At 56.4% G+C, this 14,881-nt stretch carries 17 protein-coding genes; 6 read left to right on the top strand and 11 right to left on the bottom strand.

The annotated features are described in order from the left end of the window. Positions 1–65 precede the first annotated feature (65 nt). Entirely contained in the window at positions 66–896 is an 831-nt protein-coding gene (locus INF86_RS08375) for an N-acetylmuramoyl-L-alanine amidase (protein WP_193543417.1), read from the bottom strand. Further along, positions 893–1,216 carry a heavy metal-binding domain-containing protein gene (locus INF86_RS08370; protein WP_003858361.1) on the bottom strand — a complete coding sequence of 108 codons (324 nt, stop codon included), beginning with the start codon at positions 1,214–1,216 and terminating at the stop codon, positions 893–895. Before INF86_RS08370 ends, INF86_RS08375 begins: the two co-directional genes overlap by 4 nt. A gap of 97 nt (positions 1,217–1,313) precedes the next feature. Between INF86_RS08370 and INF86_RS08365 the strand changes: the two genes are divergently transcribed. From INF86_RS08365 to artJ, 6 genes are all read left to right on the top strand, one after another. Beyond that, entirely contained in the window at positions 1,314–1,832 is a 519-nt protein-coding gene (locus INF86_RS08365) for a lipoprotein (protein WP_022647580.1), read from the top strand. Positions 1,833–2,058: 226 nt separating this feature from the next. Further along, positions 2,059–2,787 (top strand): arginine ABC transporter ATP-binding protein ArtP, encoded by a 729-nt coding sequence (artP, locus tag INF86_RS08360; protein WP_006809439.1) that lies wholly within the window; start codon positions 2,059–2,061, stop codon positions 2,785–2,787. Positions 2,788–2,805: 18 nt separating this feature from the next. Beyond that, positions 2,806–3,537 (top strand): arginine ABC transporter substrate-binding protein ArtI, encoded by a 732-nt coding sequence (gene artI, locus INF86_RS08355; RefSeq protein ID WP_006174322.1) that lies wholly within the window; start codon positions 2,806–2,808, stop codon positions 3,535–3,537. A gap of 6 nt (positions 3,538–3,543) precedes the next feature. Next, positions 3,544–4,260: an arginine ABC transporter permease ArtQ gene (gene artQ / locus INF86_RS08350; RefSeq protein ID WP_003858367.1), complete on the top strand. Its 717-nt coding sequence runs from the start codon at positions 3,544–3,546 to the stop codon at positions 4,258–4,260. Continuing rightward, a complete protein-coding gene (gene artM, locus INF86_RS08345; RefSeq protein WP_022647579.1) occupies positions 4,260–4,928 on the top strand; it encodes an arginine ABC transporter permease ArtM in 669 nt (222 codons plus the stop codon). Before artQ ends, artM begins: the two co-directional genes overlap by 1 nt. Positions 4,929–5,101: 173 nt before the next feature. Beyond that, complete coding sequence (gene artJ, locus INF86_RS08340; protein ID WP_015571008.1) at positions 5,102–5,833, top strand: arginine ABC transporter substrate-binding protein ArtJ; 732 nt, start codon at positions 5,102–5,104, stop codon at positions 5,831–5,833. Between the two features lie 75 nt (positions 5,834–5,908). Here the strand turns inward: artJ and INF86_RS08335 are convergent, their stop codons facing one another. The 9 genes from INF86_RS08335 to INF86_RS08295 form a co-directional block, all read right to left on the bottom strand. Beyond that, positions 5,909–7,378: a sensor histidine kinase KdpD gene (locus INF86_RS08335; protein WP_023299687.1), complete on the bottom strand. Its 1,470-nt coding sequence runs from the start codon at positions 7,376–7,378 to the stop codon at positions 5,909–5,911. Then, entirely contained in the window at positions 7,362–8,069 is a 708-nt protein-coding gene (locus tag INF86_RS08330) for a response regulator transcription factor (RefSeq protein WP_038417008.1), read from the bottom strand. The genes INF86_RS08335 and INF86_RS08330 overlap by 17 nt, the downstream gene beginning before the upstream one ends. A gap of 72 nt (positions 8,070–8,141) precedes the next feature. Beyond that, the gene (rlmC, locus tag INF86_RS08325; protein ID WP_032676348.1) at positions 8,142–9,269 is read right to left on the bottom strand and encodes a 23S rRNA (uracil(747)-C(5))-methyltransferase RlmC; all 1,128 of its coding nucleotides are present in this window, start codon (positions 9,267–9,269) and stop codon (positions 8,142–8,144) included. Positions 9,270–9,309: 40 nt separating this feature from the next. Continuing rightward, positions 9,310–9,807, bottom strand: coding sequence for a YbjO family protein (locus INF86_RS08320; protein WP_087878582.1), 498 nt, complete (start codon positions 9,805–9,807; stop codon positions 9,310–9,312). A 42-nt stretch (positions 9,808–9,849) separates the two neighbouring features. After that, a complete protein-coding gene (potI, locus tag INF86_RS08315; RefSeq protein ID WP_022647574.1) occupies positions 9,850–10,695 on the bottom strand; it encodes a putrescine ABC transporter permease PotI in 846 nt (281 codons plus the stop codon). Continuing rightward, complete coding sequence (gene potH, locus INF86_RS08310) at positions 10,692–11,645, bottom strand: putrescine ABC transporter permease PotH (protein WP_022647573.1); 954 nt, start codon at positions 11,643–11,645, stop codon at positions 10,692–10,694. The genes potI and potH overlap by 4 nt, the downstream gene beginning before the upstream one ends. A gap of 9 nt (positions 11,646–11,654) precedes the next feature. After that, complete coding sequence (gene potG / locus INF86_RS08305; protein WP_017693732.1) at positions 11,655–12,788, bottom strand: putrescine ABC transporter ATP-binding subunit PotG; 1,134 nt, start codon at positions 12,786–12,788, stop codon at positions 11,655–11,657. A gap of 143 nt (positions 12,789–12,931) precedes the next feature. After that, a complete protein-coding gene (gene potF / locus INF86_RS08300) occupies positions 12,932–14,044 on the bottom strand; it encodes a spermidine/putrescine ABC transporter substrate-binding protein PotF (RefSeq protein ID WP_022647572.1) in 1,113 nt (370 codons plus the stop codon). Between the two features lie 350 nt (positions 14,045–14,394). Next, positions 14,395–14,871: a YbjN domain-containing protein gene (locus tag INF86_RS08295; RefSeq protein WP_022647571.1), complete on the bottom strand. Its 477-nt coding sequence runs from the start codon at positions 14,869–14,871 to the stop codon at positions 14,395–14,397. Positions 14,872–14,881 lie beyond the last annotated feature (10 nt).

Genomic DNA, 14,881 nt, shown 5'->3' with positions numbered 1-14,881 from the left:
TTGTACTTAGGATTAATCTAATAGAAACTTGCGGAAATATACTCATTTAGGGGTAAGCCAAAGGTTTACCCCTGCCCGTATTTCTCTAAAAGTGCTTCGGCAATCGCCATGGTTTCCACATCCGCTACGCCATTCCATAACTGCGGACGAAAATGCATCTGGAACACCATGATGATGCGTTTTTGCTGTGCAGGCGTGCTGTTTTCTGGCACCTCGTAACCGTAGCGCGCCAGCAGATCGAGCAGTGCTGCGGTATCAACCTGCTGATAATGCGGTCGCCCGTTGATATAAAAATTCACCCGCGCCGGTTCGGGCCAGGCTCCGATGCCCTGCTGCGCCAGTTCGCGCCACGGAAACAGCGGGCCAGGGTCGTCTTTACGCTGCGGGGCGATATCCGAATGGGCCACAACGTTCTGCGGTTTAATGTCGTAGCGGGCGATGATGTCTCTGGCAAGCGGGATTAGCGCCGCAATTTGCCCCGGTTCGAAGGGGGTAAAGGTTTTCACACCATCGGTTTTCCGCCAGCCGCGGTTTTCCAGCTCAATGCCGACGGAGGTATCATTTATGCGGTTGGTCCCACGCCAAAAGCTAATACCTGCATGCCAGGCCAGCTCGCTCTCCGGCACCAGCTGCCAGATACGCGGTTTGCCCTGCGGAGCTGGGGGCTTTGCGGGGATGAGATAGTGAGAGCTGACGTTTTTATCGGTCAAGATCGCAAGCGAGGTGTCGAAATCATCGGCGGTGTAATGGATCACCAGCACCTTTATGCGCGGGTAGGCCGCCTGCGCCTGATGGCGCGTATCAAGTTCGTACGCGCCTTTATCAACAACGCCCTCTTCCGAGGCGCATCCTGCCAGCAACAATGCCAGCAGGAGGGTTGAGAGCGAACGCTTCATCGACGGGTTTTCACCGCCGTGCCGCTTACGCTTACCATCAGCATGCTGGCATCTTTCCCGACCGTTTCGTAGTCGATATCAATGCCCACCACCGCATCCGCGCCCAACGCTTTGGCCTGCTCGCCCAGCTCCTTAAACGCAATGTCACGCGCTTTACGCAGTTCTTTCTCGTAGGCACCGGAGCGCCCGCCGACGATATCCCGAATGCCGGCAAAGAAGTCCCGGAAGATGTTGGCGCCCAGAATCGCCTCACCGGTGACCACGCCGCAGTACTCGGTAATGGGTTGACCTTCCAGGGTTGGTGTTGTTGAAAATTGCATACTTCCTCTCCGTCTTTAGCGTTCAATGCGTTAGCAACTGCATTATCGGTTCGTTACGCTATGATTGAAAGGATAGTTAATAAATAAGGAAATCAACATGCGCTACTCTGCTTTAACGCTTTTAGTGCCCTGCGCGCTGGTGCTCAGCGCCTGCACTACGCCGGTCACGCCAGCCTTTAAGGATATCGGTTCCCGCAGCGGCCCCTGCATTGAGGGCGGCCCGGACGCCGTGGCGCAACAGTTCTATGATTACCGCATTCAGCATCGCGGTAATGACCTCACCGCCCTGCGCCCGTACCTGAGCGATAATCTGGCGAAACTGCTTAATGACGCCTCGCGCGATCCGCAGCAAAACGCGCTGCTTTCATCCGATCCGTTCTCCAGCCGCGCCACGCTGCCGGACAGCGCCGACGTCGCCAGCGCGTCCACCATTCCGAATACCGACGCACGGAATATTCCTCTGCGCGTGAAGCTAACCCAGGGGACGCAAACCTGGCAGGATGAGGTGCTGATGATCCGTGAAGGCCAGTGCTGGGCAATAGATGATGTGCGCTACATTGGCGGCAGCGTTCATGCTCCGGCGGGCACCCTTCGCCAGTCGATTGAGAACCGCTAACGCATACGATAAATAAACGTTAACCCCGTAAAATGTCCGGCATTTCATGCGGAATGCCGACATTTATTCTCGCCCCCCTTTCCCGTCGCTATTTTGTGCTATGTTTAAGAGGAAACACGGGTTATATTTAACTTTTAACGCAGAAATATTGCATAACTATTCTGTCAACGGTACTATCTGCGGCCTCAATTGCTATAGATTGCCTGGATGAGTAAAGACTGCCCCGATGAGTATTAAACTAAACGGCATTAACTGCTTCTACGGCGCACACCAGGCGCTGTTCGACATTACGCTGAGCTGCCCGGAGGGCGAAACGCTGGTTTTGCTCGGCCCAAGCGGCGCGGGAAAAAGCTCCCTTCTGCGTGTTTTAAATCTGCTTGAAATGCCCCGTTCGGGAACGCTGGCCATCGCCGGTAACCATTTTGACTTCGCGAAAACCCCTTCTGATAAAGCGATTCGTGAACTGCGTCAAAACGTGGGCATGGTTTTCCAGCAATATAATCTCTGGCCGCATCTGACGGTGGTGCAAAACCTGATTGAAGCCCCGTGCCGCGTGCTTGGCTTAAGCAAAGACCAGGCGATGGCGCGAGCTGAAAAGCTGCTGGAACGTCTGCGTCTGAAACCGTACAGCGACCGTTATCCTCTGCATCTCTCTGGTGGTCAGCAACAGCGTGTGGCGATCGCCCGTGCGCTGATGATGGAGCCAGCGGTGCTGCTGTTCGACGAACCAACCGCAGCGCTGGACCCGGAAATTACTGCCCAGATCGTGAGTATCATTCGTGAACTGGCGGAAACCAACATTACCCAGGTCATCGTGACCCACGAGGTGGAAGTGGCGCGCAAAACCGCCAGCCGCGTGGTCTACATGGAAAACGGGTATATCGTTGAGCAAGGTGATGCGAGCTGCTTCACCAACCCGCAAACCGATGCCTTCAAAAACTACTTATCACACTGATGTGTTAGGGAAATTATAATGAAAAAAGTATTGATTGCCGCGCTGCTTGCTAGCGTCAGCCTTTCCGCTACCGCAGCCCAGACCATCCGTTTCGCCACTGAAGCGTCCTACCCTCCGTTTGAATCCATTGATGCGAACAACAAGATTGTTGGCTTCGACGTGGATCTGGCAAATGCCCTGTGTAAAGAGATCGACGCGACCTGTACCTTCAGCAACCAGGCGTTCGACAGCCTGATCCCCAGCCTGAAGTTCCGCCGTATCGACGCCGTGATGGCCGGTATGGACATCACTCCGGAGCGTGAAAAGCAGGTTCTGTTCACCACCCCTTACTACGACAACTCGGCGCTGTTCATTGGTCAGAAAGGTAAATATGCCTCCGTTGACCTGCTGAAAGGCAAAAAAGTCGGCGTGCAGAACGGCACCACGCACCAGAAATTCATCATGGATAAGCACCCGGAAATCACCACCGTGCCGTATGACAGCTACCAGAATGCGAAGCTGGACCTGCAAAACGGCCGTATCGATGCGGTGTTCGGGGACACGGCTGTCGTGACTGAATGGCTGAAAGCGAACGACAAGCTGGCCGCCGTGGGTGACAAGGTGACAGATAAAGACTACTTCGGTACAGGTCTGGGTATTGCCGTACGTCAGGGCAACACCGAGCTGCAGCAGAAATTCAACGCTGCGCTGGAAAAAGTGAAGAAAGACGGCACCTACGAAACCATCTACAAAAAATGGTTCCAGAAGTAATTCCTGATGAATGAAATTTTTCCTTTAGCAAGCGCCGCCGGGATGACCGTCGGCCTTGCCGTTTGTGCACTGATTATCGGCCTCGTACTGGCGATGTTCTTTGCGGTGTGGGAGTCCGTTAAGTGGCGCCCTGTCGCATGGCTCGGTTCAGCGCTGGTGACTGTGCTGCGTGGACTGCCGGAAATTCTGGTGGTCCTGTTTATCTATTTCGGCTCCTCACAGCTGCTGTTAACGCTGTCGGACGGCTTTACGATTAATCTCGGCTTTGCGCAGATCCCGGTGCAAATGCAGATTGAGAACTTCGACGTCAGCCCGTTCCTGTGCGGCGTAATTGCGCTCTCCCTGCTCTATTCGGCCTATGCGTCACAAACGCTGCGCGGCGCGCTGAAAGCGGTACCGCAGGGACAGTGGGAATCCGGTCAGGCGCTGGGCCTGTCGAAAGCGGCGATCTTCTTCCGCCTGGTGATGCCGCAGATGTGGCGTCATGCCCTGCCAGGGCTGGGTAACCAGTGGCTGGTACTGCTGAAAGATACCGCGCTGGTGAGCCTGATCAGCGTGAACGATTTGATGCTGCAAACCAAAAGTATCGCCACCCGTACGCAGGAGCCATTTACCTGGTACATCGTCGCGGCGGCTATCTACCTGGTGATCACGTTGCTGAGCCAGTACGTTCTGAAGCGTATTGATCTGCGCGCAACGCGTTTTGAACGGAGACCAGGCTGATGCTGGATTATTTACCCGAACTGATGAAAGGGCTGCACACCAGCCTGACGCTGACCGTTGCGTCTATCATCGTAGCGCTGATCCTGGCGCTGTTCTTCACCATCGTCCTGACGCTGAAAACGCCGGTGCTGGTGTGGATTGTCCGTGGCTACATTACGCTCTTTACCGGTACGCCGCTGCTGGTGCAGATCTTCCTGATTTACTACGGTCCAGGGCAGTTCCCGTCGTTACAGGAATATCCGGTTATCTGGCATTTGCTCTCTGAGCCATGGCTCTGCGCCCTGATAGCTCTCTCACTGAACAGCGCGGCCTATACCACGCAGCTGTTTTACGGCGCGATCCGCGCGATCCCGGAAGGCCAGTGGCAGTCCTGCGGTGCGCTGGGCATGAGCAAGAAGGACACGCTGGCGATCCTGCTGCCATACGCCTTTAAGCGTGCGCTCTCTTCCTATTCCAATGAAGTCGTTCTGGTGTTCAAAAGCACCTCTCTGGCCTACACCATCACCCTGATGGAAGTGATGGGCCACGGGCAGCTGCTGTACGGACGTACCTACGACGTGATGGTGTTCGGTGCGGCGGGTCTGGTCTATCTGGTGGTCAACGGTCTGCTGACGCTGATGATGCGTCTTATCGAGCGTAAGGCGCTGGCGTTTGAGCGCAGGAATTAATCACGCCAATGCATAAAACGGTATTCATTGAGCGGGTAACCTGATGGGTTATCCGCTTTTTTTTGCAACAAAGGTAATACTTAATCATTTTTATTGCATATAAATTCATTAGATGGCATTGTATATCCAGGCCGCAGACACGGCGCATAAATAAGACAGACGGGAGCATTACAATGAAAAAGTTAGTTCTGGCCGCATTACTCGCAACCTTCGCCGCAGGCGCATCCGCCGCAGATAAAATCAATTTTGGCGTTTCTGCCACCTATCCGCCGTTTGAATCGCTGGATGCCAGCAACCAGATCGTCGGCTTTGACATTGACCTGGCGAAAGCGCTGTGCAAGCAGATGCAGGCCGACTGCACCTTTACTAACCACGCGTTTGACAGCCTGATCCCGTCCCTGAAATTTAAAAAATACGATGCGGTGATCTCCGGCATGGATATCACCCCAGAGCGCAGCAAGCAGGTCGCGTTTACCGACCCGTACTACGCGAACTCTGCGGTAGTGATTGCGAAGAAAGGAGCTTATAAGTCTTTCGACGAACTGAAAGGCAAGCGCATCGGCATGGAAAACGGCACCACGCACCAGAAATATCTCCAGGACAAGCATCCTGAAGTGAAAACCGTGGCCTATGACAGCTACCAGAACGCAATTATCGACCTGAAAAATGGCCGTATCGATGGCGTATTTGGCGACACCGCGGTCGTGAATGAGTGGCTGAAAACCAATCCGCAGCTGGGTACAGCGACGGAGAAAGTGACCGATCCGCAGTACTTTGGTACCGGCCTCGGCATCGCGGTACGTCCGGATAACAAAGCCCTGCTGGAAAAACTGAACGGCGCGCTAAAAGCGATCAAAGCTGACGGCACATACCAGAAAATCAGCGAGCAGTGGTTCCCGCAGTAATCTCTTTTTGCCGGGTGGTCTGGCCTACGGGGGTGGTCTGTAGGCCGGGAAAGCGCAGCGCCACCCGGCAATTTCTCATAGCGGCACAAAGAACCTGAACCGCGCCCCGCTCACGGACTCCATCAGCCTGATCCCACCGCCGTGCAGCTCCAGCATTCTCTTCACGATTAACAGCCCTAATCCCCCACGGTTCTCCCGCGACGCCTGAGGATTTAACGCTGAAGGCCGCTGGAACAAATCGTCGCGCAGCGAGGCATCTACGCCCGTACCATTGTCTGCCACTTCGACCTGAAGTCGTTCATTCTCCTGCCAGACCGCCAGACGAATTTCTCCGCCGCTCGGCGTATGACGGATGGCGTTATCCAGAAGATTAGTGACCACGCGCTCGATCATCGACACGTCGGCGTTCACCAGCGGCAATCGCCCCGGCACATCAATACGCAGGTTCACCTCGCGCGTGCGGGCGGTAAGTTCAAACTTCTGCGCCACGTCGGAAATCAGTTCAGCCATGGCAAAACGCTCGCGCTGGGGCTTGATGCCGCCGTGCTCAAGACGCGCCAGCTCGAACAGCTGCTGCGACAGATGGCGTACCTTTTGCCCCTGACGCAGCGCGGTAGCGAGGTACTGCTGATGCTCCTGCGGCGACAGCGTGGCGGATTTCAGCGACAGCGTTTCCAGATAACCCAGCAGCGACGTCAACGGGGTGCGTAAGTCGTGCGAAATGTTGGCGATAAACTCCCGGCGCTGGCGGTCGCTGTCGGCCAGCCGATCCCACTGAGAGGTGATTTTGCGCGCCAGCTCGATAAAGGTATTGCGCAGGATCGCCACTTCATCCTGGCCGGCAGGCTCGAGCGGCTGGGCCGCCAGCTGCTTAATCGCGCTGATACTGTCCTGCTCCAGCCCGGCCACGTCCAGCGTGAGCTGTTTAACCGGGCGCGTCACCCAGTACCAGAGCAGCAACCCGGCCAGCAGACCAAACAGCGCCACCAGCAGCATCGACCACAGCGCCGTACTCCAGAGCGCTTTGTGCCAGGCCATCTCCGCCAGCGCGTTGGACTCCTCCCCCTGCAAAATAATGTACAGATACCCCTTCAGCTCACCGTCCTGCCGCAGCGGGGTGGCGCTGAAGACTTTCTTATTCTGGCTTCGGGGATCGTCGCCAAACACCGGCATCACCGTCCCGCTCAGGAAATTCTGTATCGGCGCGAGGTCAATTTTTTGCCGCTGAATGTGCCCCGGCGGGGCGGCATCGGCCAGGATATCGCCATCAGGCGAGACAACATACAGCTCGACGCTCGGATTAAAGGTCATCAGCCGGTCGAACAGCGGCTTTAAGGCGCTGCGATCCACCCTGCCCTGCGTATCCAGAATCGCTTCCCGCTGCGCAATCTGCTGCGCCAGCCCACCGGAGAGCCGCTGCACCATCGCATTGCCGTACTGCATGCTAACGTAGAGCTGCACCGCACAGGCGACGGTGGCGCAGAGCAAAAGTAACACCGTAAACAGCAGCGTCAGGCGCTGGCTCAGGCTAAAGCGACGCATCATGATTCTGCTCCGCAAATTTGTAGCCTTTACCCCAGACGGTGCGAACGATCTCCGGCTCGGCGGCATCTTTCTCTATTTTGATGCGCAGGCGGTTAATATGGGTGTTGACGGTGTGTTCGTAGCCTTCGTGCTGATACCCCCACACCTGCTCCAGCAATGCCAGCCGTGAAAAGACCTCTCCGGGATGGCGGGCAAAAAAATAGAGCAGTTCAAATTCACGCGGGGTGAGATCGACGTGTTGACCGTTAAGACGCACGGTGCGCGCCAGCGGATCGATAGTCAGACCGTGCGCCTGAATAATGCCGTCCGTCTGCGCCTGGCCCATCGCCTGCTGTCGGCGGAACAGCGCCTTAATGCGGGCAATCAGCTCCTGCACCGAGAAAGGTTTTGCCAGATAATCATCCGCCCCGGTTTCCAGGCCGGTAATACGGTCAGTTTCACTGCTGCGGGCGCTAATGATGATAATGGGCAGGTAGCGGGTCATCTGGCGGATACGGCGGCAAATCTCCAGACCATCAACATTCGGCAGCATCAGATCGAGGATCACCGCGTCCCACGGCTGTTTTTCCAGAAGCAGTAACGCCTTTCCCCCGTCCGGCTCGTGGGTAATGGCGTAGCCTTCATCTTCCAGGTTAAGACGCAGGAGTGCCGCGATATCGTGGTCATCTTCTACCAGCAGGATCTGCTTCATGGGTAAGCCTTCAATCATTTGTTATGGCGTAAGCTTACCTGATTTCGAGCGGGGGAAGAGTTCACATTTTGTTTAAGATTTCACGAGCAACGTCAGCACTTCGTAATGCGCAGTGTGCGGGAACATATCAAAGAGCTGAACGCGCGCAATGCGGTAGCCCGGCAGGCTGGCGATATCCTTCGCCATGGTCTGCGCGTTACAGCTGGAGTAGACGATGTACTCCGGCGCCATCTGGCTGAGGTAATCGCAGAGCGCCTGGCCGATGCCCCTGCGCGGCGGGTTTACCAGCACCAGCTCCGGCACGTTGCCCTGGCCGGTGGCGAACCGGGTCGAGTCCAGCGCCTGGAAGTGCAGATTCGTCAGCCCCAGCTCCGCGGCGGACTGTTTCGCGCAGGCGATGGCCTCCGCAGAAATTTCAATCCCGGTGAGCTGCATGTCTGGCGTGGCACAGTGCAGGCCAAAGCCGCCGACGCCGCAGAACAGATCCCACATATGATGAACCTGTAACGCACGCACCCAGTCGCGCGCGGTCGCGTACAGCGCGCTGGCGACGGTGGGGTTAGTCTGGAAGAAGCTTTGCGGACGGATCCACAGCGGCACGCCGTTGAAATTCTCCGCCAGCGCATGCTGTTCGGTGAAGAAAATCTCTTTCTCTCCTTCCATGATCGCCATATGCACCGGCTGAATATTAGCGGTAATGACCTTGAGCTGCGGAAGCTGTTCCTGCAGCCACGGCAACACCGCGCGAAGCTGCTCCAGTTTGGTTTCCGAACGCAGCACAAAGCGCAGCATCATCCCGCCGTCGATTTGGCTTTCGGTCAGCAGAAGGTACTTAAGCTCGCCGCGCCTGCGGGCAACGTTATAGGGCGTTAACCCCGCGCGGGCGATAAAGGGTTTCAGGGCGGTAAACACTGGCTCAAACGAGGCGGGATACAGCGGACAGCCGGTGAGATCGACGGGCGTGCCGTCACGGTGCAGCATGCCCAGCAGCGGCTTTTCGACGCTGCCGCTGACCACCATTTTGGCTTTATTACGAAAGCCCTGCTCCGGCCCGCTGACGGGTGCGCACCACTCGCCCACCGCGTGTGCTGCCAGCAGCTGTTGCAGGTCGGCCATTTTGGCGGTGAGTTGTTGAGGGACCGGCTGTTCTATCCACTGACAGGAGCGGCAGCGTCCGGCGTCATAGAGTGCGCACTGCATATGAAAACCTTAAGAATCACGAGGGCTGCGATTATACACATTATTGCAGGCGGAAGAACCGCCGACTGGAGGCGGGAACATAGAGCAGGCAGAGCACCAGCATGTCCGGCAATTTTTGCATCACTAAGGAATGGAAAATCTCGCGGCGGGAGCCGCCGGGAATGCTGAACAGCTCCGGATAGCCATAGCCCAGCGAGGCGGCCCACAGATAGCTGGCGGCGGTGATCTGCGTAAGAAAATATACCCAGCGCGCCCAGTTGCGCCCCTTTACCAGCGAGAACGCACAGTAGATCTCAATAAACACCAGCATCAGGCTGCTGAGAAACACCAGCGTCAGATTCCACGTCTGCGCGCTGCGGTGAATGAACTCCCCCATGCCTCGCGGGCCCAGCGTGTTCATAATCATCAGCACATCCAGGCAGCGGATCATAATAATGGCGAGCGCCGCCACCTGCACCAGCGCAGGGACGTTCGGACGGGCGTGCGAATGACGTGTTTTTTGTAAGAATCCCAATGTTTTTACTTCCCTGAAAAACAGTGCCGCGTCATACGCGGCACATCACTGGAAATAATAATTCCTTCAGCCGCGTCTTGCACGCTGGATATCGCGCACGCGCTGCTTTTCCGCGCGCGCCATCAAATACCAGGCGATAAATCCGACAATTCCGACCACGCCGAGGATGATGGAGGCCAGGGCATTAATCTCCGGATTCACCCCCATGCGCACGCTGGAGAAGACCAGCATCGGCAGCGTCGTCGCGCCCGGCCCCGACACAAAGCTGGCGATAACCAGATCGTCGAGCGAGAGCGTGAACGCCAGCAGCCAGCCGGAGATCACCGCCGGCATAATCATCGGCAGCGTAATGATGAAAAAGACCTTCAGCGGCGTGGCGCCGAGATCCATCGCCGCCTCTTCAATGGAGCGATCCAGCTCGCGCAGCCGCGAGGAGATGACCACCGCCACATACGCCGTACAGAAGGTGACGTGCGCCAGCCAGATGGTGAGCATCCCGCGATCCGCTGGCCAGCCGATGGCGTGCGCCAGCGCGACAAACAGCAGGAGCAGCGACAGACCGGTGATGACGTCCGGCATCACCAGCGGGGCGGTGATCATAAACGCAAAACCATTTGCTCCGCGAAAACGGCCGAAGCGCACCATCACCAGCGCGGCAATCGTGCCCAGCACGCAGGCCATCGTCGCCGCCAGCGCCGCAATGGTCAGGCTCAGCCCCACCGCACTCATCATCGCATCATCGTGGAACAGCTCGCTGTACCAGCGCGTCGACCAGCCCGCCCAGACGGTGACCAGCTTAGAGCTGTTGAACGAGTAGATCACCAGCATCAGCATCGGCGCGTACAGGAAGGTAAAGCCGATAATCAGGATCAGAATTCGCCACGGGGAGCGTACTACCGGTAAGTTGTTCATCCGTGGTCTCCCATCTGTTTCTGCTGATGTTTGTGGAACCACATGATCGGCACGATCAGCAGCAGTAACATGACAATCGCCACCGCCGAGGCCACCGGCCAGTCGCGGTTATTGAAGAACTCCTGCCACAGCACGCGGCCAATCATGATGCTGTCCGGGCCGCCGAGCAGTTCGGGGATCACAAACTCCCCGACCGCCGGGATAAACACCAGCATCGATCCGGCGATGATCCCGCCTTTGGTGAGCGGCACAATGACGCTGAAGAACGTCTTCAACGGGCGTGCGCCGAGATCCAGCGAGGCTTCCACCAGCGAGTAATCGATTCGCGTCAGCGCCGTATAGATTGGCAGCACCATAAACGGCAGATAGGCATAGACAATCCCGATATACACCGCAAGGTTGGTATGCAGGATCGTCAGCGGCTGGTCGATCACCCCAAGCCACAGCAGGAAGTTATTCAGTATGCCGTTATTCTTCAGGATCCCCATCCACGCGTACACGCGGATCAGGAACGATGTCCACGACGGTAAAATGACCAACAGCAGTAAAATATTTCGCGTCGACGGCTTGCTGTGCGCCACTGCCCACGCCAGCGGGTAGCCCATCAACAAGCAGCAGATCGTTGAGATCGCCGCAACCTGTAACGACTGTAAATAGGCTTCGAAATAGAGCGGATCCTCAGTCAGTTGCAGGAAATTCCCGAGGTTTAAGGTCAGCGTCAGCTGCCCGTCGGCCCACTCCCACAGATCGGTATACGGTGGGATCGCCCGCGCCATCTCCGCCAGGCTGATCTTAAAGACGATCAGGAACGGCAGCAAAAACAGCAGGATCAGCCAGATATAGGGCATGGCGATGACCAGCTTGCGGCCATGCGCCATCTGCACGCGCGCCAGCCAGTGCGAGAAACCGCCCGGTTTTTTGACGCGGGCTGGAGGTTCAAGTGTGCTCATGACCGCTCCTTATACCGTCAGGACTACGCAACTGTCCGCATCCCAGCACAGGCTCACTTCGTCGCCCCAGGTTGGCTGTCCCTTGCGATACCGGTGTTCGTTCTGTAACTGGGCGCTGAGCATCTGGCCGCTTTTCAGGCGGACATGGTAAATCGACAGATCGCCGAGATAGGCGATGTGTACCACTTCGCCCACGGCAAAGTTATAGCCATCGGCGGGCGGCTCATCGCAAAGCATGATTTTTTCCGGGCGCAGGGCAACGTAAACCGGCACGTTGTCCACCACGGAATTATCAGAATCAACCTTAAGCGGGTGCACCAGCCCCGGCGATTCAATCACCAGACCGTCGTCCTGGCGTTCCTTCAACAGCCCTTCGAAGACGTTTACCGAGCCGATGAACTCCGCGCTGTAGCGGGTTGTCGGGTGTTCGTAAATCTCCTCCGGCTCGCCTATCTGCACGAACTTACCGCGATTCATGATCGCAATGCGCCCGGCCATGGTCATCGCCTCTTCCTGGTCGTGCGTCACCATCACGCAGGTCACCCCTACGCGCTCAAGGATATCCACCACTTCCAGCTGCATCCGGTCGCGCAGCTTTTTATCCAGCGCGCCCATCGGCTCGTCGAGCAGGAGTAATTTCGGCCGTTTGGCCAGACTTCTTGCCAGCGCCACGCGCTGACGCTGGCCGCCGGAAAGCTGATGCGGCTTACGCTTCGCGAACTCCTGCATGTGCACCAGGCTCAGCATCTCCGCCACGCGCGCGGTGATTTCGGCTTTCGGCAGTTTGTCCTGCTTCAGGCCGAAGGCGATGTTCTGCTCAACGGTCATGTGCGGGAACAGGGCATAGGACTGGAACATCATGTTTATGGGCCGCTGGTACGGCGGCACGCTGGAGAGGTCTACCCCATCCAGCACGATCTGCCCGGCGGTAGGCTGTTCAAAGCCTGCCAGCATACGCAGCAGTGTGGATTTGCCGCAGCCCGATGCGCCGAGCAAAGCAAAAATTTCACCTTTGTAGATCGTCAGGCTGACATCGTCCACGGCATGCTGGCCGTCGAAGGATTTGGTGAGGTTACGAATTTCAAGAAGCGGGGTCAGCGCTTTACGGACTTTCGCCTGCGGGCGGGGGATCGCGTCATTCACGGGGTGCTCTCCGGCATAGATCAACACTGGTGCAAACGCACCGTCAGGGTGCGTATCGCCGGGCGGCGCTAACGCTTGCCCGGCCTACGGGATTTGTCGGCCCGGTAAGCGACAGCGCCACCGGGCAACGATATCAAACGCCGTTACTTACCGCTTTTCACCTTCGTCCACGCGCGGGTACGCACACGGTCAATTTTCGGTTCCTGCACTTTCAGGGTGAAGAGCTTGGCAAACACATCGGCTGGCGGGTAGATCGCCGGATTATTGCGGATTTCTTCGCTCACCAGCGGCACGGAGGCCTTGTTACCGTTGGCGTAGTAGACGTGGTCGCTGATGTGGGCAATCACTTCCGGACGCATCAGGTAGTTGAGGAACTGATACGCTTCCTCTTTGTTTTTCGCATCAGCCGGCATCGCGAAGACGTCGAAGAACGCCAGCGCCCCCTCCTTCGGAATGAAGTAGGAAACATTCACACCGTTTTTCGCCTCTTTCGCACGGTTCGCTGCCTGCCAGACGTCACCCGCCCAGCCGATGGCCACGCAGATATCCCCGTTAGCCAGGTCGTTGATGTACTGAGAGGAGTGGAAGTAGCGAATATTCGGACGCAGCTTCAATAGCAGGTCGGTCGCCGGACCGGTGTAGTCGTCGGCCTTGCTGCTGTTTGGATCTTTGCCGAGATAGTTAAGCACGGTGGCGAAAATCTCTTCCGGCGCATCGAGGAAAGAGACGCCGCAGCTTTTCAGCTTCTCGAGGTTTTCCGGCTTCAGCACGACGTCCCAGCTGTCCAGTTTGACGTCCGGGCCCAGCGCCGCTTTGACTTTATCCACGTTAAAGCCAATACCAGTGGTCGCCCACAGGTAAGGCATGGCGTATTTGTTGTCCGGATCATGCTTCGCCACCAGCTTCAGCACTTCCGGATCGAGGTTTTTCCAGTTCGATAACTTGTTTTTGTCCAGCGGCTGGAAGACACCGGCGGTCAGCTGACGCTCCAGGAAGCTTGCAGAGGGCACCACCAGGTCGAAACCGGTACTGCCCGCCATCAGTTTGCCTTCCAGTACTTCGTTGGAATCGAATACGTCGTAGACAACCTTAATGCCGGTCTCTTTTTCAAAATTCGCGACGGTGTCCGGCGCAATATAGTCAGACCAGTTATAGACGTGCAGCGTTTTTTGTTCCGCAGCGAGCGTGCCGGCAGAGACGGCCATCAGAGCACCCGCAACCAGACCCGATAACCATTTTTTATTCAAGGCGATCATATTGTTATTCCTTCTGAAAGCTCGTTAACAAACGAACCAAAACTGTGCAGCCTGAAGATATGCAATATTCATGCATAGTTTGTCGCTCTGCCCGAAATAAAATATACCCCTCTTCCCGGCAGGTTCCGCTCGCTTTTTTAAGCACCGCAAGAATAACTGTAGCCCGTGTCTCCGGCTATAGCCCAGACGAAAAAACGCCTTTTATCAATTTTTTATGCAGATTATGTCTACGTGATAAGCCGAAACGGCCCGAGAGGAGGTGAAAAATTCTTTAAAGAAAGGTTAAAAGCAGCAGAAAAAGCGGTGTTATGCAGCCGCTCTGGTAGCGACTGCGCAAAAGTCAGACAGGCTTAGTGGAGAAAATTGGAAGATGCATCATTATTCTCGGCATCATCTTCCGCGCTATACAGCAGGTGATGTGCGTTGGCTTCCATCATTACCATGGAAATTTGCTCTTCGCTCAGGCGCATAAACCAGGCGAACTGTTTGAAGGAGAGCCCCGCGCCGGAGAATAAAGACTGGCAAACCACCAGCTTCGGCAGATTATCATCCTGTATGTCGAGAAACGCTTTCACCGTCAAAGAACTGGCGTTAATCGCTGACAGATCGGATGCCAGTGCAAGCAGCGCTGAAGGCTTCACTTCAGCCAGCGCCGAGAACAGGATCACGTCGTTAATCAGATCGATTTTGGCATCAAAAATACCATCGAAATTTTGCATGTGAGGCAGATGCAGCGCCTGGCAGGAGTCGCATTCGAAAAAAGTAATACCGGCATCATCGAGCCATTGACGTAACGTATCCAGTGTAGGTACGACCTGTAAATCCATCGCTGTGCAG

It is taken from the genome of Enterobacter cloacae complex sp. I1M, assembly GCF_014982425.1.
GTDB classification, from domain to species: Bacteria; Pseudomonadota; Gammaproteobacteria; order Enterobacterales; family Enterobacteriaceae; genus Enterobacter; species Enterobacter intestinihominis.
Note: the sequence above shows the minus strand (reverse complement) of the source record. Positions and strands in the feature narration are given on the sequence as shown.

Bases quoted from the DNA above. Each gene is read 5' to 3' on its own strand.
- INF86_RS08375 (WP_193543417.1), bottom strand. From the start codon at position 896: ATGAAGCGTTCGCTCTCAACCCTCCTGCTGGCATTGTTGCTGGCAGGA.
- INF86_RS08370 (WP_003858361.1), bottom strand. From the start codon at position 1,216: ATGCAATTTTCAACAACACCAACCCTGGAAGGTCAACCCATTACCGAG.
- INF86_RS08365 (WP_022647580.1), top strand. From the start codon at position 1,314: ATGCGCTACTCTGCTTTAACGCTTTTAGTGCCCTGCGCGCTGGTGCTC.
- artP (WP_006809439.1), top strand. From the start codon at position 2,059: ATGAGTATTAAACTAAACGGCATTAACTGCTTCTACGGCGCACACCAG.
- artI (WP_006174322.1), top strand. From the start codon at position 2,806: ATGAAAAAAGTATTGATTGCCGCGCTGCTTGCTAGCGTCAGCCTTTCC.
- artQ (WP_003858367.1), top strand. From the start codon at position 3,544: ATGAATGAAATTTTTCCTTTAGCAAGCGCCGCCGGGATGACCGTCGGC.
- artM (WP_022647579.1), top strand. From the start codon at position 4,260: ATGCTGGATTATTTACCCGAACTGATGAAAGGGCTGCACACCAGCCTG.
- artJ (WP_015571008.1), top strand. From the start codon at position 5,102: ATGAAAAAGTTAGTTCTGGCCGCATTACTCGCAACCTTCGCCGCAGGC.
- INF86_RS08335 (WP_023299687.1), bottom strand. From the start codon at position 7,378: ATGATGCGTCGCTTTAGCCTGAGCCAGCGCCTGACGCTGCTGTTTACG.
- INF86_RS08330 (WP_038417008.1), bottom strand. From the start codon at position 8,069: ATGAAGCAGATCCTGCTGGTAGAAGATGACCACGATATCGCGGCACTC.
- rlmC (WP_032676348.1), bottom strand. From the start codon at position 9,269: ATGCAGTGCGCACTCTATGACGCCGGACGCTGCCGCTCCTGTCAGTGG.
- potI (WP_022647574.1), bottom strand. From the start codon at position 10,695: ATGAACAACTTACCGGTAGTACGCTCCCCGTGGCGAATTCTGATCCTG.
- potH (WP_022647573.1), bottom strand. From the start codon at position 11,645: ATGAGCACACTTGAACCTCCAGCCCGCGTCAAAAAACCGGGCGGTTTC.
- potF (WP_022647572.1), bottom strand. From the start codon at position 14,044: ATGATCGCCTTGAATAAAAAATGGTTATCGGGTCTGGTTGCGGGTGCT.
- INF86_RS08295 (WP_022647571.1), bottom strand. From the start codon at position 14,871: ATGGATTTACAGGTCGTACCTACACTGGATACGTTACGTCAATGGCTC.